Raw genomic sequence first — 21368 nt, forward strand, 5'->3', positions numbered from 1 at the left:
TTTAACGCATAGCGTATAACACAGTTTCACGAAGATTCTGAGTATGGTGCCCTAAATAAAGCTTATAATCAGGCCGAAGTTCTTTGAGGAAAAGCGGAATTTCCCATAAATCCTCACAGCGATGGTAAATGCACGCCTGAAGTCCTGGGCCATATTTAACAATGGTATTCTTTGCCCCGCGTAATGCCGCCATCTCACTACCTTCTATGTCCATCTTTATCAGATTGGGCACCAAATTGACTTCATTGCAGAAATCGTCTATGGTTGTGATGTTGACCAACACGGAACCCGTTGATGAAATGCAATTAGAACTGCTGTGCTGGTTCAGCTGAATCCATGCATATCCGTTTCTGTCGCTTATTCCTGCAGCTACCGGAATGACCTTATTTTCAAGGCCTTCATCGTGAATATTTTTACATAAATTAGCCATGCTATGCGGTGTCGGTTCAAAGGCCACAATTTTACCATTTTGATCTATAAGTTTTGCAAATTTAATTGCTGTATCCCCCGTCCATGCCCCAACATCAAATAAAACCCTACATCTCGCAAAACCTATTAAGGGGTGGCAATATTGATCGTACTCAGAAACTCTTAAACAGATAGGATCTAAAGATTTGCGATGCTCCAAAACCGAGAGAAAAATTTCCTTTGACTCAGTATCAGCAAGAAAATGACATACCTTTTCCAACTCTGTTATATGACTTGCGAGTTTTTCACGGTCGGAACTATCTTGCATTTTACCTAAATAGTTAATGTCGATGTAGTTTTTTACCCCCATCTCTCGCAGTTGATGTACTATATCTTTTGCCCAATCGCTGGCGATACATATCAGCGGATTGGTAAATGAACTATAAATAGCCAATAATCTCGAAGGAGAAATGATCGGTACGTCATCTATGCTTTTATCCCACTTTTCCGGATCGTTATCGACAAAATAATGAACGCGAAGTTTCATATACGTTTCCAAATATGCTTTAACATTCTTGCCGCCGCTGCTTGCTCCAAAAACAATGATCTCTTTAGCGTTGTTAAGCTTTTCTTCCGCGTCTACAAATCCTCTTTCAAGCTCCCTTATGCTTTCCATGATCTCGCTTCAAGCCAACCTCCTCAAATACTGCATCATCTTAATAAAATCTTCAGCAACGTAACTGAATAGCCGGATATCATTTTTAGCAACGGGATTAAAACATAAAATCTTGTACATTCTTTAAAATCAGGCTATGTTGCTTTACTCGATTAATTTAGATAAAAAGATTACAGAAAAAGCCCAATATATATTACATTGCAAACTGACAATATCACAAAAATGCTCAATAGAACTTGGTTTTGCTTAGCCTTAATTTAGGCCTCAGTTTATTTAAAGGGAAATGAAACATTTTTCAGCAACTGTGTTAACCTGTTTAACTAAAATTCAAGATTAAAGACCTGACCCCGGAATTTTAGACCTTGGCCTCGAAAAGAGCGCCGATCATTTCGTTCACCCTTGCTATAAAATGTATTAATTCGTCAGGGGGAATTTTACGGATAACTTTGTCGTGGTGGGCGTGGTCGATGACGTGAACCTGGTAGATGTCGGCTTCTTCGATGTACTTGAACTTAAGGCTTCGGTCGAAGATAATAGCCATCTGTTCGGCCTTGCGGATGGCGGATTTGATGTCCTCTTTGGAGTATTCCCGCAAACTTTTTTCATCATTTGCTTTTGCTTGTATTCTTTCAAAATTGATGCTTTCTTTGTAAACAGCTCCCTCAAGGTTAGTCTCAGTTGCCTTTGGTACGTTGTTTCCCTGAGAGAAAGAACTCAACCTGCTGATGCCGTCGACGCTCATGACACGCACCCTCCTCGAAACGGAAACCCGCGCTTTAAAATGTTGCTACGCTTAATCGCTTCGCAAGGGAGGAGGTTTCCTCCCTTGCGAAGGCTAGGAGTAACTGCCCAAATTATTGTGCGTTTTTAACTAACCTGTTACCGCAGCAACTGCAACACGGCCTGAGGCAGTATGTTAGCCTGGGCGAGCATGGCGTTGCCGGCCTGCATCAAGATCTGCAGCTTAGTAAAGTTCATCATTTCCTGGGCCATGTCGAGGTCGCGGATGCGGCTTTCGGCAGCGGTCAGGTTCTGGGATGCAGTGGTCAGGTTGTTTATGGTGTGTTCCAACCTGTTCTGGTAAGCGCCTAGCTTTGCCCTTTGACTAGAAACCTTATCAATGGCACCGTCAATGATAGATATGGACCGGGCAGCCGATTCGCGGTCAGTAACCAACACGCGATGGATCCCCAGCGATCGGACAGACATATCGCCGAGGTCAACTCCCATATCTTCGCCTTCATTAGCCCCGATCTGAAAGACTGTGGTATTGTCGGCTAAATGGATATATGTGGTAAATGCATCAGTTGGTCCTGAACTAATCTGTTTAAAAGACCAGTTGCCATTTGTAATTGACCAAGAAACAGTTACATCTGCCATGCTATTGAACTCCACATCGACATTTTCGTGGACTATGCCGACGAGCAGGTTCCCCGTAACGCTGGCCTCAGCCACCGAATCACCGCTGTGTGCATCGGTAACGGTAACCGTAAACCTATTTTCTTTGCTTTCCTGGACTTGGCTCAAGCTCAAAGCTTTAAGCAGGTCCTCGTCACCTATAAACGTGATCTCCCCGGCCTTGCCTACGACGGCACTGGATATGACAATAGTACCCTCTACGGTAAGGTTTCCAGATGTAGTAGCACTCCCCGGGGCCACATACTGGACTAGATTGCCTGCTGTAACAGCTGCCGTAGACACATAGGCACTCTGCATATCCTGTATAGCTCCACCCAGTTTTTCAGCCAATGATGCCAGAGTGTCATCTGCATATATCGTCACGCTGCGCTGTTGTCCATCGCCCATAACGAGGGTAAGCGTTTGGGGATCGTCGAGCATGAATTTGCCGTTGGCATCCCAGAATTTATCTATGTCGTAAAGCTTGCTGTCTGAGGATGCTACTTGGCCGATCTCCGCTGCGCTTCCGTGCTTAAGTTTGAATATGTCGGTTTTTAGAACCTGGCCCTGGCCTATTTCCTGCGCCTCTATCGTTACCTTATAGTTGCCTTCCAAAGCAGTCTTTTGCCCATAAGCATCGACCTGGCGCAAGCCGCCCCTGACGAAGACCTTGGTGTCGGGGGTATCGGTAGACCATAGGATGGAAGCAGAACCATCAAGCAGTTTTTTCTTGTTAAACTGAGTAGTGTTTGCGATTCTGTCGATTTCTTCTTTTAGCTGGTCTATCTCAAGCTGTATGGCCTGCCTGTCGTTTGCCGTCAGGGTATCGTTAGCGGCCTGAACGCTCAGTTCGCGCATCCTCTGCAAGATGGACTGAGTCTCGTTCAATGCGCCTTCGGCCGTCTGGATCATTGATATGCCATCCTGGGCATTTCTTACGGCCATGTCCAAGCCTCTGATCTGACCGCGCATCTTTTCGCTGATGGCCAGCCCTGCGGCGTCATCGGCGGCGCTGTTGATCCTCAAACCCGTGGACAATTTGTTGATGGATTTTTGAAGCTGATCGTTCGTAGTGCTCAGTGAATTATACGTAAATAGGGCAGGAATGTTATGGTACACTCTCATTTTGCAAAACCTCCTCCGTGAGTTGTAAATTTTTTCTGTCCGTCCTGACAGAAAGCCTTATTGCAAAACCTGCTACACCTATAAATCGACCTTTATCTTTGTGGCAATCACCCCCCTCTTTATTAATCGGCATTTTGAGGTTGTAGCTTTACATGAATTCCAAAGGCTTCAGAAAATTTTTCCTGATATTTTTCCGCAGGAACACGGGCGCACAGGCAGGCATTCAACGTCCGAATCACAAGAGATGTAACCCACGTTCCCCTTCCGGCCGAGGCTATTGCCAGTGCAACTTTGCGTTCTGCTTTAAATTTATCCAGCAATTTGGACAACTCGGACAGAAATTCCCTGCGCCTTCCTTCCCAATATAAGGCTTCGACGTTGATCATGTCGGCCAAAAGGGAAGTATCGGCTTCATCATTGAAGTCGCTAAATTTTACAAAAGGCGCCAACGCTCTAAGCTGCGCAGGAAGAAAGGACGCCATGATTTCAAGCCATCCCATGGACAACTCCGTAGCTGCTAAAAATTGCTCAGCCTTATGGTAAGACCTCAAAAACATCAGGTATTTCTCGAAATGTCCATGATATAAAAAGTCGTACCAGCTCCTCGAAAGATCGTAAAGCCATGAAGGAACCCGCTCCTGTATATCCTCTATCATCTGGTTTAAGGGGGCTTGAAGATGGGCACCGTGAGCCTTCGCGACAAGTTCCAGAAATATTTCGTAGTTTACGTCCTCTGCATTCAAAAAGACACTCCACCACGGCCTTTCTCCAGAGGAAGCCACTGCAAGCCATAACTCGTGCATTTGCATGGAGCCGCTTTCTCTCCGGCTTTCCTGATTTTCTTGACACTTTTTTTCAAAGATGGGCGAAAACATGGACCAAATGCTTTTTATTTCCTGCAAGTAGACCCGAGCGAACTCTACATCATCTAGAAAGAGATCGGCGATCTCTTTTGCGCCTTGAATATTGCTTATTAAAACCATTGCCTTGCTCAATATATCGCCGCTGCTGCTGAACCTGAGGGAAGTGATTGCACCCCTTAAAAACTCACAGTGGTAAAAAATATCCCGCCAGGTTTCAAGAGCCGCACCATAGGTCTTCTTGATGGAGCTAACGGACCTTGAAATAGGCAATCTCTTGACCTTTAGAAATTCCTTTCTTATATCTTCCGTATCTTTCAAAACACCATTTATCAATTTTAATATACGGCGTTGGTTATCCGAGGTAAGTCCTATATTTTCTATCCTCGAACCTTTTAAATAGGGTGGAGCAGGAACTTCAACATGCACATCGAGCCTTTCCTTGAAAGGCACATGGATGGCGCCGTTTATCTTCGCGCCGCCTTCGGTGCAGTTATATACGGGCACCGGGGAAGCTGTTATAAGGTGCTCAAATATACTGAGAAATCCATACCAATGCCTGTTGGTCTTGACCGTTCCGCGACCGTCCCAGGAAGTGATCTCAAGCTCCAAATCAGCAGGCGCCGATCCTTCAGCAAAACCAACTGAATGGCTCCTGCCTTCCTCTCCGTAGGCAAGGTCCTGGCCCACAAATATCACTTCTTCGGGACAGATGGCCTGCGCTATAGAATAACAAAAATGAGCTACAGAGGAGCCGTTATCCAAGGGATTTAAGCCCAATATTTCGCAAACCTTGGGGCCCACGGCATCCGATTTGTTGGGGAAAAGAGGACCGGGCCATTCGTAGATCAGTTTGGGATATACCTTACTACCGAAGGCGAGAACGGGCTTAAGGTCGCAGGAAGATAGGAATTTGATCGCTTTTTCCAATTTTTTGTAGACTATATGGGAATAATCCAGGGCTGCCACAACATGTGGCATTATGCCCTTTTCCATCAAATAATATGTGATGACGTCGTTGGCAACGATCACGCAGTGGTACTGCGCTTTCCTTAAAAGCTCGACCTGCCTGTCCAGGGAAGGTCCCGCCGAAACGACTATGGCAGGCCTTCCTTTCCAGTGTTCCTGCATTTCCTCAAGGGTTACGATATTTTTATCCCTGTATATATAGGCATTTACCGCGGTCTGAGCCGTCTCCGTCAAATTTCTGAACAGGGGAATGGTGCTCGTTGATATGGTGGAAAGGAGCATCCCCCTGTATTCGCTCAAGAACTGCTTCATCTTTGAGATATCGCTTCCGGAATACTGCTTGTGTATGTATATAGAAGGTTCTATTTTGCCCATGAGCCTTACCCATGGGGATATTCTGCGCCACTGAGCTTCCCTGTCGGCCCTCTTTTCCCCAACGACGAAAAATAACTTTCCTTTGGAAATCAAACGAGAGAAATCGTGCAGATGTAATGCCCAATACAAAAGAGGTATATGCGATTCACAGCAAATAAACCTTATGTTTTCATCCATCGAGTCAAAGGTGGTCAAAAAATGCTCGCCAAGGCCCAAGCCTAACACGATGGCGCTCTTGCCTTCGACATTTTCATTGATGCAGTTATAACATAACCCTGTGTTTTCGACGAAGCGGAGTTTGCCATCGACGTCGCGAAGTTCGACGTAAGGGCCCTTGTAGCTTACCGTCCACGAAGCAAGGCCCAGATCTTCTGCCCTTTGCTCAAGAAGCTCTATTAGGTAAGGTTGGATAAGTTTTAAGGCTTCTAAATTAGCCTTCCAGGTCAATTCAAGTTCTTTAACAGCTACAGACATATTCTTACACCTCGATCTGTCACTGCAAAAAATCTACCAGCGTGGGCTGTATTATCCTGGCTATGGTGGCCAAACTTGCCTGATAGACGGCTTGGGCCATGGCAAACTTCGTAACAGCTTCGGCAAGATCGGTGTCGGACACCTTGCTGTAAAGTTCGTTGTAATTCAAGTTCATCTGTTTCAGTCTGGAGCTTGAGGTTTGGTACCTTTTCTGAAGCGCGCCCGTCTGGGTGCGAACGCAAAGGATGTCATCGACGGCCTTGTCGAGTTTAGGCAAAATTATGCTCGATATACCTTTGACGTCACCCTGCCTTACGGCCTGCATGAGATCGTCGAGCAAGCCGAAGAAGTCGGTGGAGCCGATATCGGCCGAAGTTCGAACGGTCGTTATCTGATTATAAGGCCCTACACCGCCCCTCGAGGGCGAAGGGGAACCGGGCAATGACGGAGTGTCACCTTGAGCCTCGATTACGTATCCTTTCGGCGACCACAATACAAGCCGCATATCGCCCGGAGAGTCTTCTACAACTTCAGCCCTGACGTCGCCGCTTTGGAATCTGGCGTTAACGGTGTTTACCAGATCGTTCATGTCCATGCCCGCTGTGTCTATGGTATGGGTATAGCCGTTAACTGTGATGTTTAACGGCCCGTTCCCCGTCCAACCGGAAACATCGGAGGCACTCCGCAAAGCCGTATCTATTTGCAGAAAGCTGTTCGCGACATCGCCCTGGACGTCGTAAACGGACAAGGGCGAGCCGTCCTTGGAAGCCAGGGAAAGGAGCACGCTTCCGCCTGATTGACTCAAATTAGAATCATACAGGCTGACGTCAAGCCACGAACCGGCCAGACCCTTGATCTTTTTGGCAATATCTTCGGCCGTGTCGCCCGATGAGACAGCAACGTCCACCGCATGTCCTCCCGAGCGGATGCGAATGACGCCGTCTGAGGGCGCAGAATCTGCTGTAACTTCGCTTCCCGTAATGCCTGAATGTATGCCCAGGTTTGCCGCAATGCCTGCCGTGTAATTCGAAAAGGCAGGATCGCCAAAGGACAAATCAGTCACTCTCAAAGACTGACCAGTCTTGGAATAAAGGGCCACCCTGCCGTCATCGAGCTCACGGTAGCCGATTAAATCCGAACCCACCTGAGAGTGTATGGCTTTTGCGACCTTCAGAGCTTCCACATTCCAGGTGCTGCCGGAAAGGCTGCCCACTTGGTCGCGATAAAGCTTAACGGTGTAACTTTGCCCTCCCACTTCGACATTTACCAAGGCAGGCATGTTGGGATCAAGCCCGTCCAAGGGGAATATGGCATTCGTATCATCCATGACCAATGCCGTCTGCAATCCAAAGTCGGCAGCCGATTTGCTTGCCGTGGGGTCGAGGTCGTAGATGTTTAAGGCCGAGCCGTCCAGGGTGCGAAGAACGAGCTTTTGAGTCGGCGCTTCGTGATCCGCTTCGTGATCCGCGTTTGCTGATATTTCTTCCTCGTCCGTTTGGACAACAGCCTGCAACCAATTTCCTGCGGCGCTGTTCAGTCTGTCTGCCAGGTCTTGAAGGGTAAGATTGGGGCCGCTGTCTATGCGGATTTCGGCGAAATTGTCGCCGCTTTCAAGCCTCCAATAAATCGGATTGCTTGCAGGATCGATCGTGTCCGAAAGAGAAAACTCGATGCTTTTCAAGGAAGTTTCGATGCCCAAATAGGAGGCTAAACCTATGTGGCTGTGATCTAAAGGCTTGCCTACCGTTTCGTCGCTCGGAAGGGGCTCAAAGTCGGCTGCGGGCCACGATGTAATTGAAAGCGGTTCGCCGGTGTGGCCCTTTATGACGAGTTTTTGAACATCGCGATTGTAGTCCTTTTCAACGGATAGGGAAACGAGCTTTCCCACGTCTCCCATGGCCAGGCTTTCGTTTATGAGGGTGGCCAGTTCGTCCAAGCTGTAGCCGGCAAGTTCCCCTGCGTCTCGAAAGTTATTACCGTCGGAAGGTTCCGGTATTCCGTCTTTGTCGTCGTCAGACCACTTTTCGGGGATCAACACTTTGGCCGTCCTGTCTCCGACCCGGATCTGAAGTATTTCACTCCTGCCCGTCCATGAGAAGGACAAGGGGACTTCGTAACTTGCCAATGTGTATTGCTGGTAGCGAATCGGGAACACTTCGCGGCCGTGAAAGGAAACCTGCCCCGTAACTCCCCTTTCCACTTCATATTCGACGTGCAATTGATTTCCCATGTATACGATTTTGCCATTCGCGTCGCGCACGAAGGGCCTTTGTGTGGCGTTCAGGCCGGAAAACAAATATCTTCCCTCCACCGAGAAATTGGCGGTGTTCATGAGCTCCTCCTGAAGCTGATACAACTCCTCGGCGATGGCCGCATATTCGGCCTCTTCGAAGGTTCCGTTTCCCACGTAAATGGCCAGCTCCCTGATGCGCTGTATCACGTCGGTGATCTGGTTTAAAGCAGCGTCGGTATTGGAAAGCCACATTATGCCGTCATCCAGGTTTTTCAGGTATTGCTCGTTCTCAAATATTGTCGTCGACAGGGACAATTCCCTGCCGACTGCCAGAGGGTCATCGGAAGGGTGCTGATGAAGCTTGCCTGTCGACATCTGCCTTTGCAGCTTCAACATGCGCTCCAAATTGCTGTGCATGTCAGCCAAAAAGATCTGGTTCATCATCGAATTGGTCACGCGGTTCATCTCGCATACCTCCCGAAAGAAAAATACTACCTTCCAACCGTTCCCATGCGGTTGATTATCGTATCGAGCATTTCGTCAATCGTCGTAATATAACGTGCCATTGCGTTGAATGCCTGTTGAAATTTTATTATGTCCATCATCTCTTCATCGATGTTGACGCCCATGACCGATTGCCTCTGGGCATTTATCTGATCCGTCAAAGCCCGCTGGTTAGCCGCCATGGTTACGGTCCTTTTGCCCTGAGCCCCTATTTCCGCTATGAAGCTCAGGTAAAATTCGTTGAAATCGGCGCTGCCACCGGACAACACCTTTGTCTGTTTGAGCCTGGCCATGGCAAGTGCTTTCGTGCCGTCGCCGCTTCCCAAAGTATTGCCGTTTCCGTCGTCTGCCGCAGCGGCAATTAAGCTCGTGTCTTTTTCCAAAAGCGGATTAATCAGCAAGGAGCTCGCCGCACCTCTCTGTTTGAGCAGGGGGACGAAAAAGGCCGTTCCCGTGAGGGCGGAATTTTCTCCCATGCCGTGGCCCGAATAATGCAAGGCGTTCATTTCCAAAGCCAACTGGTAGGCCAGCTCATCAAAAGACGCAAGGTGAGATAAAATGAGGTCATCGCGCGCCTCCAAAGTGCCGTATATCTTACCGCCCTGCACATGGTGATCTACGGTTATGGAAGCACTTCCTTCTTTCTTTAATTCAAGCGTGATGCCGGGAGACACCTCGCTCATGGTTTTTGCGGCGTAACCGTCTGCAGAGGTTATCTGCCTTGCCTCAGCAAAACGGTTGACTGAGGAAAGGTAATTTTTGCCGTCAAAAGTAAACAGGGCGTCGCTTGAGGTCGTCATGAAGTTAGTTGTCCCGTCGCTTCTTAAAAGGCCCAGGTTGCTTGCCACGTAAAGGCCGCCGTTTTCATCGCCAAGGACGTTGATTCTTTGGGCTTCTCCGATGACCTGGCTTTCAAGGGCGAGATAATAAGTGCCGTCGGGAGCCTGCTCCACGGAAGCCCTGAGCCATTCCTCAGGCTTTGAAGGAGCGCCATCGCCGCTCATGTAAGCCCCGTTTATCTTGTTTGCTATGGCAGTTAAGCTGTCTTCTTCTTCAACGTTTATGGTGACCACCTTTGCGGAGTCAGCAATGCCCATTTTGCCGGCCAGATCTCCCTTTATATCGACGATGGAGACCAAATGCTTGTCCGACGATTCGATCGTCAGGCGGTCATCTGAGGTGGTGGCCGCGTCAAAATATGAAGAATAATTTGTGTTTATAAACTCGGATAAATGCAGTACATCCATAGTGGAAACCGGTGCGTAGCTGTTGCCCATGTTGTCGCTTATTTTCCATCCTGTACCGTTCCAATTTATCGAAATGACGCTTTCAAAGCCGTCTGCCGCCAGGCGAAAGCTGTATTGCTGGGGATCGTCCGTTCCCGGAGGCGGGAGAATACCGCCGCTAAATTGATGTGAAGTCTTAACAACTCCGCCGGAACTGACCTGAAGCGAAAAAGAACCGTGCAGGTTAAGCTGCCTGATTAGGGCTTACCACATTTGGCATGCTTCCCGGCGTGCCGACCTTCCAGGCGGTCTCGCTCGCCAGCCTGTGGACGATAACGGAGTGTATGGCCTTTAAGGCTCGCTGTTCTATGGCTGCTAAAATCACATCCGTGTTATCCACGGGATCAAAAAGGTTGTCTTCTACTTGAACGTCGTAAAAGCCGTCGTTGCCCGGTATGGGTACCAACACAAGATGCCGCGTTTGGGAGCCCTGCACCAAGATCTTGCCATGAAGGTCGATCTTATAGTCACCGTCTTCTTCCTGGATGGGGGTAGATACGGATATATCGATGAGTTCGCTCAACCTCTCTGTCAGCAGGTCCCGCCGGTCGAGCAGATCGTTTGGGTTGCCGCCCACAGCCTTAACTTGTGAGATCTTTTTGTTCAACGCTGCTATCTGGTCTATCAAAGAATTGGCCTCGGTGACCAAAGATTCCAAGTCCTGGTTCAAAGACGTCCTGTATTGGTCATAATTTCTCGCCAGCTGATCCAAAAAGACGGTCAGGTTTTTAGTGCTTTGTATCACGCCTTCCCGGGCTGCCGCGTTATCTGGTCGCTTCGACAGCTCTTCCAGGGCAGACCAAAACTCGTCCAACGCTACCTTTAAGCCTTCTCCCGCAGGTTCGTTCACGAAAAGCTCTATATGTCCTATGGCTTCCTCTAGGGCTTCCCAATAACCTAAAGCGGACATCTCCTCTCGGAATTGGGCATCCAAGAAGGAGTCGCGCAGTCGCCTTATGGCCTCAATTTGAACGCCCGTGCCTATTTGGCCGGGGGTTGCCGGACGGTTAAAGGCGGGGTCGGTAAAGGGCGTGGTGGTACCTGCCTCTACCCTTTGTCTGGAGTAACCTTCGACATCGGCGTTCGATATATTATGCCCGGCAGTCTCCATCCCCCTGCGAAAGTAGTCCAACGCCCGTCGGCCCATTTCCAAGCCAAAAAATGAATTAATCATCGAAATTTTCCCCTTTTTGTCTAACCCTGAATGCTAAATGTGCCTCCGCTTGCCAGCTCACGCCACTGGGACAGGAGAAGCTCGCTGAATCTTTTGGATTCATCGAGCAGGTGCGTCGTTATGTCAAACTCGGACTTTAAATTTCTCATGGAACGCTCCAGCTTTCTTGCCGCTTCAAGCAAAGACGCTGCCTTTTCCTCGCCCATGATTAAAGCTATCTCGGATATTTTAGGTTCACAGACAAGTGCATCGGCAATCATCTGGGCAATGCTGTTGCGCTTTGATTCAAGCTCTAAGAAGTCTATTGTCTTTTTTTCTAAATCTTTGACCAAGGACTGCAAGGCAGCATAATCGCCACCTCCTAAGAGATGTCGTTCTTTCTTGAGCAGCTCAACCATATCTTCAAGCTGATGCGACATCCCATCAAGGAGACTCGTCATCTCTTCGACCAATTCTTCCGGCGGTAAGCCTCTTGCGTTCAAGGCATCATCATCCTTTAAAACCTGCTTTCCGCAAAATCCGAGCGAGCGCATCTAAATCCGGCTCGTACGTGCCGTCTTGTATCTTGCGTTTTAATATTTCGACTTTATCTTCTCTAACTTCCGGAATTTTTTTAGCTTCCTCGACGGCCTTCTTTAGAGTCTTGGCAAAGGAGCTTACCTGAAACTCGTCGCCCTCGCCGCTTCGTATCTCTTCGGATCTGGGACGAATCTTTTTGACCGGTTTCGTTTCATGTGCTCTATTTATTGGATCGATTGGTTCGACCATCGTCATCACCTCTTTTTTCGTTCCTGTTAATTTTATCGGCATAAATTCGCCATAGCTTTACTAGCGGGGGGTAAAATTTATAAGTTTCCCACCTCCTTTGATGCTTTGATGGCAAAGGAAAAACACGCAATCGCAAAGGCGTTTCTGGGGCTTGCGAAAAAGTTCGTCAGGTTTGTTTAAAGGGTTAAATTTGACCTGCTTTCAGAGCTTCGGCCCTTTGCCTACGGTGAAGCTAATGGAACCTACGACTTCGATGCCTATTTTAGCTAGTGAGGAAGCAGCCTTTTGTATTGTAGCTCCCGTAGTGCATACATCATCACATATTATCGCGGTTTTTATACCCCCAAGCGAACCGGTGACTTTAAAGGAATTTTCCGGAAGTTCACTTCTTGTACTGCCTTTGGACGCTCTCGGGGCGACTTCAATGTTCCAGGCAAGACAATCGCGCATGGGAATGTCAAACTTCAAGGAGAGGCCTTGGGCTATTTTTCTGGATTGATTGAATAACCTGGGACTTCCGATGTGAAGGGGTATGGGAACCAAAGCGTCGGCAGACATCCCCGTCACGTACGATGCCAAAGCCATTCCCATGGATACTCCCAGGGCGCCGTTGTTTTCGTACTTGAGGAGATGTACGAGTTTTCGCGCCATACCTTCATGGCGAGCGCCCCAATAATGGGGAAAAGAGGAACTGTGTTCAGAACAAGGGTAAGGCCCCAGGCACTTGATGCAGAGGGAAAAATTTGGGGATAGCACCTCTTTTATGCATTCTACACAGCCACATGAGCCTGCCCTTCCGCACAAAGGACACCTCACGGGAAATATCAAATGCAAAAGAAAAGGCACTATCCCCGCCATGACAAAAATGACCTTCGCTTACTGGGCTGCCCTTCTTAATTCCTCCGCCTTATCCGTCCTCTCCCATGCCGGCAGGGGATTTAAGTCAATCCGCCCCATGTGACCATATGCAGCAAGCGGTAAATATTGTGGTTTTCGCAAATCTAAATCCCTTATCATCGCGGCTGGCCTAAAATCAAAGTGTTCTCTTATAAGCCTTGCTATCTTTTCATCGGGTATTACGCCCGTCCCGTAGGTCTCAACCGATATGGAAACCGGCTTGGCCACGCCTATGGCATAGGCTACCTGAATTTGACATTTACGTGCCAACCCTGCAGCGACGATATTTTTAGCCGCATACCTTGCCATGTAAGCGCCCGAACGATCCACTTTTGTGGGGTCTTTGCCAGAAAAACAACCCCCGCCGTGAGGCACTATTCCTCCATAGGTATCGACTATTATCTTCCTTCCAGTCAAACCCGTATCGGCCAAGGGGCCTCCTAGTACAAACCTACCCGTAGGGTTGACAAGTACCCTTGGGGAATCCTCCATTAGCTCCGGTGGAACTATAGGCTTGATGACGTGTTCTACGATATCCGCTTTTATCTGCGCCTGCTCCACGGAAGGATGATGTTGGGCAGAGACTATGATTGTATCCGCCCTGACCGGTTTGCCATTATCGTATTCGAGCGTAACTTGAGTCTTGCCATCAGGACGAAGGTAGGGGATTATTTTTTCGCGACGAACCTGTGCAAGACGTCTTGCCAACCTGTGGGCCAAGGAAATGGGCATGGGAAGCAGTTCTTCGGTTTCATCGCAAGCATATCCGATCATCATGCCCTGATCACCGGCACCTACGAGGTTTATTTCGTCATCCGTCATATCGTCTTCTCTAACCTCAAGTGCCCTATTGACGCCCTGGGCAATATCCGGGGATTGCTCGTCTATGGCTGTTATGACGGCACAGGTATCTCCGTCAAAACCGTATTTAGCGCGCGTATAACCAATATCTTTAACGATACCTCGAACTAATCGGGGTATATCAACATAACAGTTAGTAGTTATTTCTCCGGCAACCATGACTAAACCAGTAGTAACCAAGGTCTCGCAGGCTACTCTTCCCATGGGATCTTGGGCAAGTATGGCATCCAATATCCCATCTGATATCTGATCGGCCAATTTATCGGGATGTCCTTCAGTCACAGACTCCGACGTAAGCAACAACTGCTCTTTTGGCATCAACTCCACCTCCGAATATGAAAAATAGCGGACCCTGATGCCACGGATACGAAAGCACCAGGGCCCATAGGCACAATAGGTAAAGGTGCATGTTCTTATAACCCGCAACTGGCCTTTCTGTCAAGTCCAATCTTTTCATGAGTATTCAATTGGACTTCGCAAAAGCAGCACTGCACCCGGTAGCTGCTTGAAGCCCCACTTTTCCAAAAAAGGATACAGATCGCTAACATAAGTGATTATTAGAGGAATGTCCTTAACGGCAGGATGTTCAAGCACATAGTTCATAAGAGCCGTGCCAAGTCCTTGCCCCTGGTGATCGGGATGAATGATGATATCCCAGAGGGAGGCACGATAAACAAAATCGGTTAGGAGTCGGCAAAAACCGACCAATTCACCTTTATATCGCACGGAGAAACACATGCTGCTTTCCTGCAACATCCGAGCTATGCCCTCATCAGTGCGACTTTTTCCCCACCATATGAATCGATATAGCGCCTTTACCTCCCAAGGAGCGACGGCAAGTCTGTTGTCATAAAAGGTGTATTCGCTTAAATCCATGGTTAATCGCGGGCGTTCACTGAGATATAACCGCCCGAAGCAGAATGAACGGACATCCCGTGCAAAATCTTCCTTAAATCAATTCCTCGTGCATCCCTGCTGACTGGTAATTGCACAAGTTGGCCTGTACCGCACTTAGAACATATCCACGAAGCCCTGGCCATCCCGTCATAATCCGGATCTCCAGCCAGGACTTTAATTTCCTCGCACACCTGACATTCGACTATGAGCATTGACCAAGCGCCTCCCTATTATTAGTATTTCTGATTGCTCTTCCCCTCAGTCAACTTCTATTTTAACGCGAACGGGCCCTTCTGTGTAGATATCTGAGACAGCAATTACATTTACCTTAAAGGGCGGGCTCGCGCTGCTTAAATTTTCCACGGCGTCAAAAAACTCAGTGGCCTCCAGATTACCAACTGCACCAGTAATGGGATCGGGAAGTATGCCATCTCCCTGGGCTCGAACGTTAACTTGTCTTAGCAAATTGTACAATGCCAATTCTGCTTCCTCCTCGCTCAGGCGTTCCGTAAACACTTCACTTGCAAGTACTTCTCCTGCCTTATACACTAGCACGCTATCTTTTACGCTTACCAGACAATCGATACTTTCGCCCACAACAGCATTGGTGGCTACTATCAATCTGACAACCTTTCGCCTCTTGTTCTCCATTGTTTCTTTTATGGCTTTTTTCAGTTCTTCTTCGCCTACATGGATATCGATGTCTTCCGGTCGCAGGCCCGTACGTATGGACAAGGCTAGCTTGGCGTTACTTATCAGCTTTTCAATTGCATTTTCGATTTCCTTCTCGCCAATATTTGTGGGGTCAATGGGCATCTGCGTCAACAACTCGCCGGCCAAAACCAGTATCCTGCCTTCTTTCATCTTCTCAAGGCTCTCTCTCAGCCTATCTGCCTGAAGGCGAAGATCGGCAATCTGAGTCTCCAGGCTATCTCGTTCCTGCTTCATCGCCTCAAGTTCCTTGCCCAACCTCTCGCGATCCCTCTCCAGTTCCTTTGCCTTTTTATTTAACCTCGCCACTTCGGCTTCTACTTCCTTCAAGTTTGCCAGGCTTTCTCTAAGTTTCTCTTCGACCTCTTGCAACTCCCTTCCCTTGGCCGATAATTCAGTTTGGCTCTTGAATAAATCCAGTTGAAGCGCTTCAAGCTCGCTTCGGCTCTTGCTTAGCTCGGTTGTTAGAGTAGATATTTGCCGCTGGATATATTTCATGTTAAAAAGGGCCACTCTTACGGCATCAGAGGCAATCGCCATAACAAAAAGCGTCACCAGGGCAATCAAAACACCTGTCACTATGGTGATAAAACGGGACGTGCGCCTCGGTCTCATGCCAAAAAGACTGATCCTTTTCTTGCCCAGCTTCATCCCCAAAATATCACCTATATAAGCAACTATTGCGCTTGCGACGATTAGAGAAACAACTAACCCCCAGTTAAGCTCGCTCAAACTGGAATGCAAAGATCCACCTCCCATTGAAACATACCACTATAACTTGAAATTTGCCATATGCAAATTACGCAAAAAGGCGGGGTTGCTACCCCGCCTTATGCTCTCAGACGAAAAGTAAACCGACCGAAAAACCTACGCTTCTTTGCTCAATTCGGCCAAAGTTTCTTTTGCAAGAGAAAGGCCACGATCTATCTCCTCGGGCGCTATATCTAAAGCTGGACGGAACCTCACGGAACACGTACCGCAGGCAAGCAGGAGAACGTGTCTTTCTCGCATTTTCTTCAAGAATTCGTTCCTCAAATCCGGACAGGGTAAGTCAAAGGCACACATGAGCCCTTTGCCCCTCACGTTTGTAACAAGTTTCGGAAATTCAGCGCCGAGGGCTTGCAATCCATTGAATAGCTGAGGCCCGGCTATGTTCGCAACGTAGTCCAGGATATTATCATCGCGATAGATCTCAAGGTATCTTGTAGACCTCACCATGTCACAAATATTGCCACCCCAAGTAGAGTTAAGGCGACTTGACACAGTAAAGCAGTTTTCTGGTACTTCGTCTACCTTGGGCCCGACCATTATCCCGCATACTTGTGATTTTTTGCCGAAAGCCACGATATCGGGCATAAAGTCGTGATGCTGGAAGGCCCACATTTTACCGGTAATGCCCATGCCGCACTGGACTTCATCCAAAATCAGCATGAGATCGTACTCATCGCATATCTTGCGCAGCTTCTTGAAAAACTCAGTTCTGAAGTGATTGTCTCCACCTTCGCCCTGAATTGTCTCTATTATGATGGCGCAATAGTCGTCAGGGTCATCCCACAGCAACTTTAAAATCTGGCTTTCAGAGACCTCTTCTTCCCATTTTACGGCCTCTATGTGTTGTTCAAGGGGCCAAATGATCTTGGGATTTAGCACCCTTGGCCAGTCATATTTGGCAAAATACTGATGCTTATTGGGGTCAGCAGTGTTCGTCAAAGTTAAAGTATAACCGCTTCTTCCGTGGAAGGAATCCCTGAAGTGTATTACCTTGGTTCCCTTTTTGCCATCAATGGCTACGCCTTTGGTTATCTTGCCCTGAGCCAAAAGTTTTCTAACCTTCCAATCCATGGCCACTTTAAGAGCGTTTTCGATGGCTAAAGTTCCATAATCGATGAAAAAGAGGTGATTAAAACCGCTTGGCACTGCTACCTCCGAAAAAGTCTTGACGAATTCCGCCATCTCCACGGTGTAGATATCGGAGTTTGCGACCTTATTAATGGCCGCTCTGAAGATCTTTTCCTTGAACTCGTCATTTGCGAGCTTGGGATGATTCATGCCGAAAGGAGCCGATGCAAAGAAGGTGTAAAAATCAAGCCACTTTTCACCCGTGCGTGCATCTACAATCCAACTGCCTTCTGACTTTTCCATATCGATGACTATATTGAAGCCATCGCGCAAGATCCACCTTTCCAACACAGGAAAAACCTCTTCTGGCGTAACAGCCCACCTGACATTAACCATGCCTATCGCCCCCTGTTATTAAAGTCATCTTTAACTTGCTTGTTGCTTTGGTTTACATTTTAAATTCTAACTTGAAGAGAAAATATATACAAGCAAATTAGGCATGGTTAACTTAGTGTCAAAGCCCCAAAGGTAGTGCCTTAACCAGCATACGATCTATAATTTTGGCGGGATAAAATCGACCTTGTCCGATGCCCGGACATCTGCGTCCTTCCCAACTCCAACTGCGAGGGCTTGAAAGAATAGAGGGCCAAAAAGGGTACAATCTGCATTGAAGAGGCCTTACCGGATAGATTTCGCACTTTCCCCCGGCTAAAAACTGGCAGTCCCCGTTTTCTTTCTCTTTAATACTGATCCTGCCAAGCTTTTTGTGCGTGTAAGTTGCCAAGAAAAAGGGCGCTTCAATGCCAAGAAATTCGGCTATTTTCTGTGCTTCTTTCAAATCAAGCCAAATAAAACCGGGCTCGCCGCCGCAACATTTCCCGCACCCAAGGCAAGAAAAATATAAACCGTCATCCCACCATCGTTTATTTTTCTGTTCGCCCATCGTAGTCTGTCGCAATCTCCTCATAAAGAAACTTCCAAAAGCCAACGCCGCCACTGCTCGAAACTTGTTCGCATACCATATCCAGGGCAACCTCTTCAAGCTGATGAAAAGGGCCTTTAGGATTAGGCCCCAAGGCCCTCGCCACGGCCAGTTGAGACTTACAAATCTCTGCTAACAACAATCCCTCGAAGAGCTGGCATGCGTTCTTCAAAGCCTCATCAGCACGATCGTGCTCCTTTGGTTTGTCATTCCTTGACGGGCCTTCAGCAAAGAAAGAACGTTCGATTGGAACATAAATATCGTATGGCATATTACATCACCACTAGTTCCCCATGAAGGGCCCCGGCATCGTTGATGGCCTGCAGTATAGTTATGATATCCCGCGGGGTGGCGCCAATAGAATTTAAAGCGTCGACCAAATCCTCAACTGAAGCACTGGCCTTCATCGACAGGACTCTTCCTCTTTGTTCTTCTACGACCACTTCGGTTCTTGGCACTATAGCCGTACTCCCGCCCGCAAAGGGTTCGGGTTGCACGACTTCCGGCGCTTCGGCGACGGCAACGGTCAAATTGCCGTGCGAGACAGCAACGGCGCTTATCTTAACGTTTCCTCCCAATACCACCGTACCGGTACGCTCGTTTATGACCACCCTGGCCACAGTGTCCGGCCGAATTTCCAATTGTTCTAAAGATGCTACGAAGCTGGCGGGATATTGGGCGTATGCCGGCGGAAAGGCTACTTCCACCCTACCTGCATCGATGGGTAAAGCTATCCGGCCGAATTTCTCATTGATTGAAGAAGCTAAGCGGTGAGCGGTAGTGAAATCGGGTTGACGAAGCAGCAAGGTCAGTTTAGAGTCACTCGCATACCCCATGGGGACATCCCTTTCGACAATAGCTCCTCCGGCAATCCTACCCGTGGTTGTGACGTTTTTGGAAACGCGAGCCGCCATCCCTTCTGCCGTAAAGCCCCCTACCGTAACGGGACCTTGTGCTACTGCATAAACTCCGCCATTGGCGGCTTTAAGGGGTGTCTGAAGCAATACACCTCCTTCCAAGCTCTTGGCGTCGCCCAAGGTGCTCACTAAAACATCCACTGTCTGGCCCGGATTCGTAAAAGGAGGAAGATTGCATACCACCGAGACAGCAGCAATGTTCCTAGAGCGTATCTCTCTCGTACCCAGGGAAAGACCGTACTGCTCTGCCATGTTTCTGATCATGCGCGTGGCCATGCCGGTCCTATCGCCAGTTCCGGGCAGTCCAACCACAAGCCCCATGCCCGTCAACTGGTTGCTCCTTGCACCCTCCACCACGGCCAAGTCCTTAACCCGCACCTTTGGCGAGAGCTCTTGCGCATATGCCGCCAAAGGAAGAATACCAATCGGATTTAAAAAACAGAAGGCCACTGAGCATACCAAGCATAGTGTTAAAAAACGCCGAAACATTAGATCACACCTTCCTTTTATCCGTTACATTAAAACAAGGCCTGAAGAATCTGCGTAATCAAGCCGGGTTTCTGGACTCTGGACAAAGAGCCCTTTCCTTCCACGAAAAGCTCAGGGTTGGCCAGCTTAGTGCTTGATATGGTGTTATTGAAAGAGACGTCAAGAGGTCTTATCACTCCTCTAAGAGTGAGTTTGAGCGTTTCATCGTGAGTTTTAAGATCTCTGTAGCCTTCTATCACTAAGTTGCCATTGTCCTGGACTTCCGTGACCACGCAACTTATCGTAGTCTTCAAGGAATAATCCCTTTCAGTGCTCGTATCCCCCGACATGTCCGTATCTGCCTTCACTCCAAACTTGCGTATGAAATCAAATATGCCCGTTCCGTCATCAACGTTATGCTTGATTTCTTTGGTCAAATCGGTATTGGCCTCGTCATTTGCTCTTATACTTTCTTCAACTATGACCGTGACGATATCCCCCACGCGAGATGGCTTGGGATCGGCGTAGAGGTTGGCGCCATCCTGCCATAGCGATTGAGCTTGCGCTGCACTCCCAAAGCTTATAATAAGAAGAAAGAGCAAAAACAAGGATGATAAATGTCTTTTCATGAACTTCCCTCCTTCGCCACAACCACCCCATCACCAACGACTTTAGCCAAAACTACACGACGGCTGTCCAGATTGACCACCTTTATAATCTGGCCCAATGCCCCCGAATCCAAGGCCCTTGCTATCGCCTCGATCGTAACAGCTCCGGATTTTGAATAAAAACGCACCTTATCTCCCTTTTTGACCAAATAGACAGGCTCGACATCTCGTGCGTAAATGGGTTCACCCGGTTTAAGAGAGCATTTTAGCCTTTTCCCCAAAAGCTCGTCCGGGGATCCGGCAATGTCTTCGCGTCGACATGTACAAGTCTTAAAATCAATATCATTAAGCGTCAAAACATCGCCATATTCAAGACTAGACACCGACGTAAAGGTAGGTGCTATCCAGTTTACGTCAAAGCGCTTGTAACGAACTGAGCCGTCTTTTAGGCGAATCTTGACAGATGCTTTTTCAGTGCCGGGTTTGACTCTCGCAACTTCAAGCATGTCGCCTTCTATACTGTCCTTTGAGGTTATTTTTAGCTTCCAAGGCCACCCGGCTTGACGTCGAATTTCCGCACTATAAGGATCCTCGAGGGAAAAATTTATCTTGTCGGGCATGATGAGGGAAATGGTTATCCCTTGCAATCCCGAGGTTTGAATCGAGTCAAGGATTAAATCCTTCGTGATGCCATCTTCGTCATGTGGCGTTAGGGAAATGTTTGCCACTGCCATGCCATAGCGAGGGTCTCCTGATATCTCCGATATGGCACCCAATTTCACCGATGATGAAGAAGGCAAAATGATAACTTGATCGATCTTTATTGTCACATCCGGGGCAGCAAAGACCGGGCGTGCACCTAAACATGTAAGGGCTAGCAAAAGCACCAGAGAAGATAAAACTCTAAAAGCAGTCTTACCCCACACATACGACATAAA

At 48.1% G+C, this 21368-nt stretch carries 20 protein-coding genes; all 20 read right to left on the minus strand.

What is annotated here, in order from left to right:
* Position 1: 1 nt before the first annotated feature.
* Entirely contained in the window at positions 2 to 1084 is a 1083-nt protein-coding gene (locus AC5SXE_RS08425; protein ID WP_303883790.1) for an FkbM family methyltransferase, read from the minus strand.
* Between the two features lie 355 nt (positions 1085 to 1439).
* On the minus strand, positions 1440 to 1826 hold the full coding sequence (locus AC5SXE_RS08430; protein WP_303883792.1) for a flagellar protein FlaG: 387 nt from the start codon (positions 1824 to 1826) through the stop codon (positions 1440 to 1442).
* Between the two features lie 137 nt (positions 1827 to 1963).
* Complete coding sequence (locus AC5SXE_RS08435) at positions 1964 to 3607, minus strand: flagellin N-terminal helical domain-containing protein (RefSeq protein WP_303883794.1); 1644 nt, start codon at positions 3605 to 3607, stop codon at positions 1964 to 1966.
* A gap of 122 nt (positions 3608 to 3729) precedes the next feature.
* Positions 3730 to 6285 carry a motility associated factor glycosyltransferase family protein gene (locus tag AC5SXE_RS08440; protein ID WP_493917175.1) on the minus strand — a complete coding sequence of 852 codons (2556 nt, stop codon included), beginning with the start codon at positions 6283 to 6285 and terminating at the stop codon, positions 3730 to 3732.
* 19 nt (positions 6286 to 6304) lie between these two features.
* Positions 6305 to 8983 (minus strand): flagellar hook-associated protein FlgL, encoded by a 2679-nt coding sequence (flgL, locus tag AC5SXE_RS08445; protein WP_493917176.1) that lies wholly within the window; start codon positions 8981 to 8983, stop codon positions 6305 to 6307.
* Positions 8984 to 9009: 26 nt separating this feature from the next.
* Positions 9010 to 10299, minus strand: coding sequence for a flagellar basal body rod C-terminal domain-containing protein (locus tag AC5SXE_RS08450; RefSeq protein WP_493917177.1), 1290 nt, complete (start codon positions 10297 to 10299; stop codon positions 9010 to 9012).
* Between the two features lie 193 nt (positions 10300 to 10492).
* Entirely contained in the window at positions 10493 to 11482 is a 990-nt protein-coding gene (gene flgK / locus AC5SXE_RS08455) for a flagellar hook-associated protein FlgK (protein WP_493917178.1), read from the minus strand.
* 20 nt (positions 11483 to 11502) lie between these two features.
* Complete coding sequence (gene flgN / locus AC5SXE_RS08460) at positions 11503 to 11964, minus strand: flagellar export chaperone FlgN (protein WP_493917179.1); 462 nt, start codon at positions 11962 to 11964, stop codon at positions 11503 to 11505.
* A 7-nt stretch (positions 11965 to 11971) separates the two neighbouring features.
* A complete protein-coding gene (gene flgM / locus AC5SXE_RS08465) occupies positions 11972 to 12250 on the minus strand; it encodes a flagellar biosynthesis anti-sigma factor FlgM (protein ID WP_310849124.1) in 279 nt (92 codons plus the stop codon).
* A gap of 201 nt (positions 12251 to 12451) precedes the next feature.
* Positions 12452 to 13108, minus strand: coding sequence for a ComF family protein (locus AC5SXE_RS08470; protein ID WP_493917180.1), 657 nt, complete (start codon positions 13106 to 13108; stop codon positions 12452 to 12454).
* A gap of 18 nt (positions 13109 to 13126) precedes the next feature.
* Positions 13127 to 14326, minus strand: a complete 1200-nt coding sequence (gene metK / locus AC5SXE_RS08475; protein WP_310849119.1) for a methionine adenosyltransferase — start codon at positions 14324 to 14326, stop codon at positions 13127 to 13129.
* A gap of 135 nt (positions 14327 to 14461) precedes the next feature.
* A complete protein-coding gene (locus AC5SXE_RS08480; protein ID WP_310849117.1) occupies positions 14462 to 14884 on the minus strand; it encodes a GNAT family N-acetyltransferase in 423 nt (140 codons plus the stop codon).
* A gap of 2 nt (positions 14885 to 14886) precedes the next feature.
* Complete coding sequence (locus AC5SXE_RS08485; protein WP_310849115.1) at positions 14887 to 15117, minus strand: alcohol dehydrogenase; 231 nt, start codon at positions 15115 to 15117, stop codon at positions 14887 to 14889.
* Positions 15118 to 15163: 46 nt separating this feature from the next.
* On the minus strand, positions 15164 to 16360 hold the full coding sequence (locus AC5SXE_RS08490; protein WP_323720970.1) for a DUF3084 family protein: 1197 nt from the start codon (positions 16358 to 16360) through the stop codon (positions 15164 to 15166).
* Positions 16361 to 16483: 123 nt separating this feature from the next.
* Positions 16484 to 17851, minus strand: coding sequence for an L-lysine 6-transaminase (lat, locus tag AC5SXE_RS08495; protein WP_493917181.1), 1368 nt, complete (start codon positions 17849 to 17851; stop codon positions 16484 to 16486).
* Between the two features lie 118 nt (positions 17852 to 17969).
* Positions 17970 to 18422, minus strand: coding sequence for a YkgJ family cysteine cluster protein (locus AC5SXE_RS08500; protein WP_310849110.1), 453 nt, complete (start codon positions 18420 to 18422; stop codon positions 17970 to 17972).
* A complete protein-coding gene (locus AC5SXE_RS08505) occupies positions 18379 to 18708 on the minus strand; it encodes a hypothetical protein (protein ID WP_310849109.1) in 330 nt (109 codons plus the stop codon). The genes AC5SXE_RS08500 and AC5SXE_RS08505 overlap by 44 nt, the downstream gene beginning before the upstream one ends.
* Position 18709: 1 nt before the next feature.
* The gene (locus tag AC5SXE_RS08510) at positions 18710 to 19843 is read right to left on the minus strand and encodes a flagellar basal body P-ring protein FlgI (protein WP_493917182.1); all 1134 of its coding nucleotides are present in this window, start codon (positions 19841 to 19843) and stop codon (positions 18710 to 18712) included.
* Positions 19844 to 19872: 29 nt separating this feature from the next.
* Complete coding sequence (locus AC5SXE_RS08515; RefSeq protein ID WP_323720965.1) at positions 19873 to 20451, minus strand: flagellar basal body L-ring protein FlgH; 579 nt, start codon at positions 20449 to 20451, stop codon at positions 19873 to 19875.
* On the minus strand, positions 20448 to 21365 hold the full coding sequence (gene flgA / locus AC5SXE_RS08520) for a flagellar basal body P-ring formation chaperone FlgA (RefSeq protein ID WP_493917183.1): 918 nt from the start codon (positions 21363 to 21365) through the stop codon (positions 20448 to 20450). The genes AC5SXE_RS08515 and flgA overlap by 4 nt, the downstream gene beginning before the upstream one ends.
* Between the last annotated feature and the right edge of the window lie 3 nt (positions 21366 to 21368).

The organism is Acetomicrobium sp. (assembly GCF_059026225.1).

Excerpts from the sequence above, each read along its gene's own strand:
- AC5SXE_RS08440 (WP_493917175.1), bottom strand. The coding sequence starts at position 6,285 with ATGTCTGTAGCTGTTAAAGAACTTGAATTGACCTGGAAGGCTAATTTA.
- AC5SXE_RS08470 (WP_493917180.1), bottom strand. The coding sequence starts at position 13,108 with ATGGCGGGGATAGTGCCTTTTCTTTTGCATTTGATATTTCCCGTGAGG.
- AC5SXE_RS08430 (WP_303883792.1), bottom strand. The coding sequence starts at position 1,826 with ATGAGCGTCGACGGCATCAGCAGGTTGAGTTCTTTCTCTCAGGGAAAC.
- AC5SXE_RS08450 (WP_493917177.1), bottom strand. The coding sequence starts at position 10,299 with ATGGGCAACAGCTACGCACCGGTTTCCACTATGGATGTACTGCATTTA.
- flgM (WP_310849124.1), bottom strand. The coding sequence starts at position 12,250 with ATGGTCGAACCAATCGATCCAATAAATAGAGCACATGAAACGAAACCG.
- metK (WP_310849119.1), bottom strand. The coding sequence starts at position 14,326 with ATGCCAAAAGAGCAGTTGTTGCTTACGTCGGAGTCTGTGACTGAAGGA.
- lat (WP_493917181.1), bottom strand. The coding sequence starts at position 17,851 with ATGGTTAATGTCAGGTGGGCTGTTACGCCAGAAGAGGTTTTTCCTGTG.
- AC5SXE_RS08480 (WP_310849117.1), bottom strand. The coding sequence starts at position 14,884 with ATGGATTTAAGCGAATACACCTTTTATGACAACAGACTTGCCGTCGCT.
- AC5SXE_RS08515 (WP_323720965.1), bottom strand. The coding sequence starts at position 20,451 with ATGAAAAGACATTTATCATCCTTGTTTTTGCTCTTTCTTCTTATTATA.
- flgK (WP_493917178.1), bottom strand. The coding sequence starts at position 11,482 with ATGATTAATTCATTTTTTGGCTTGGAAATGGGCCGACGGGCGTTGGAC.
- AC5SXE_RS08485 (WP_310849115.1), bottom strand. The coding sequence starts at position 15,117 with ATGCTCATAGTCGAATGTCAGGTGTGCGAGGAAATTAAAGTCCTGGCT.
- AC5SXE_RS08425 (WP_303883790.1), bottom strand. The coding sequence starts at position 1,084 with ATGGAAAGCATAAGGGAGCTTGAAAGAGGATTTGTAGACGCGGAAGAA.
- flgA (WP_493917183.1), bottom strand. The coding sequence starts at position 21,365 with ATGTCGTATGTGTGGGGTAAGACTGCTTTTAGAGTTTTATCTTCTCTG.
- AC5SXE_RS08435 (WP_303883794.1), bottom strand. The coding sequence starts at position 3,607 with ATGAGAGTGTACCATAACATTCCTGCCCTATTTACGTATAATTCACTG.
- AC5SXE_RS08510 (WP_493917182.1), bottom strand. The coding sequence starts at position 19,843 with ATGTTTCGGCGTTTTTTAACACTATGCTTGGTATGCTCAGTGGCCTTC.
- flgL (WP_493917176.1), bottom strand. The coding sequence starts at position 8,983 with ATGAACCGCGTGACCAATTCGATGATGAACCAGATCTTTTTGGCTGAC.
- AC5SXE_RS08505 (WP_310849109.1), bottom strand. The coding sequence starts at position 18,708 with ATGCCATACGATATTTATGTTCCAATCGAACGTTCTTTCTTTGCTGAA.
- AC5SXE_RS08500 (WP_310849110.1), bottom strand. The coding sequence starts at position 18,422 with ATGAGGAGATTGCGACAGACTACGATGGGCGAACAGAAAAATAAACGA.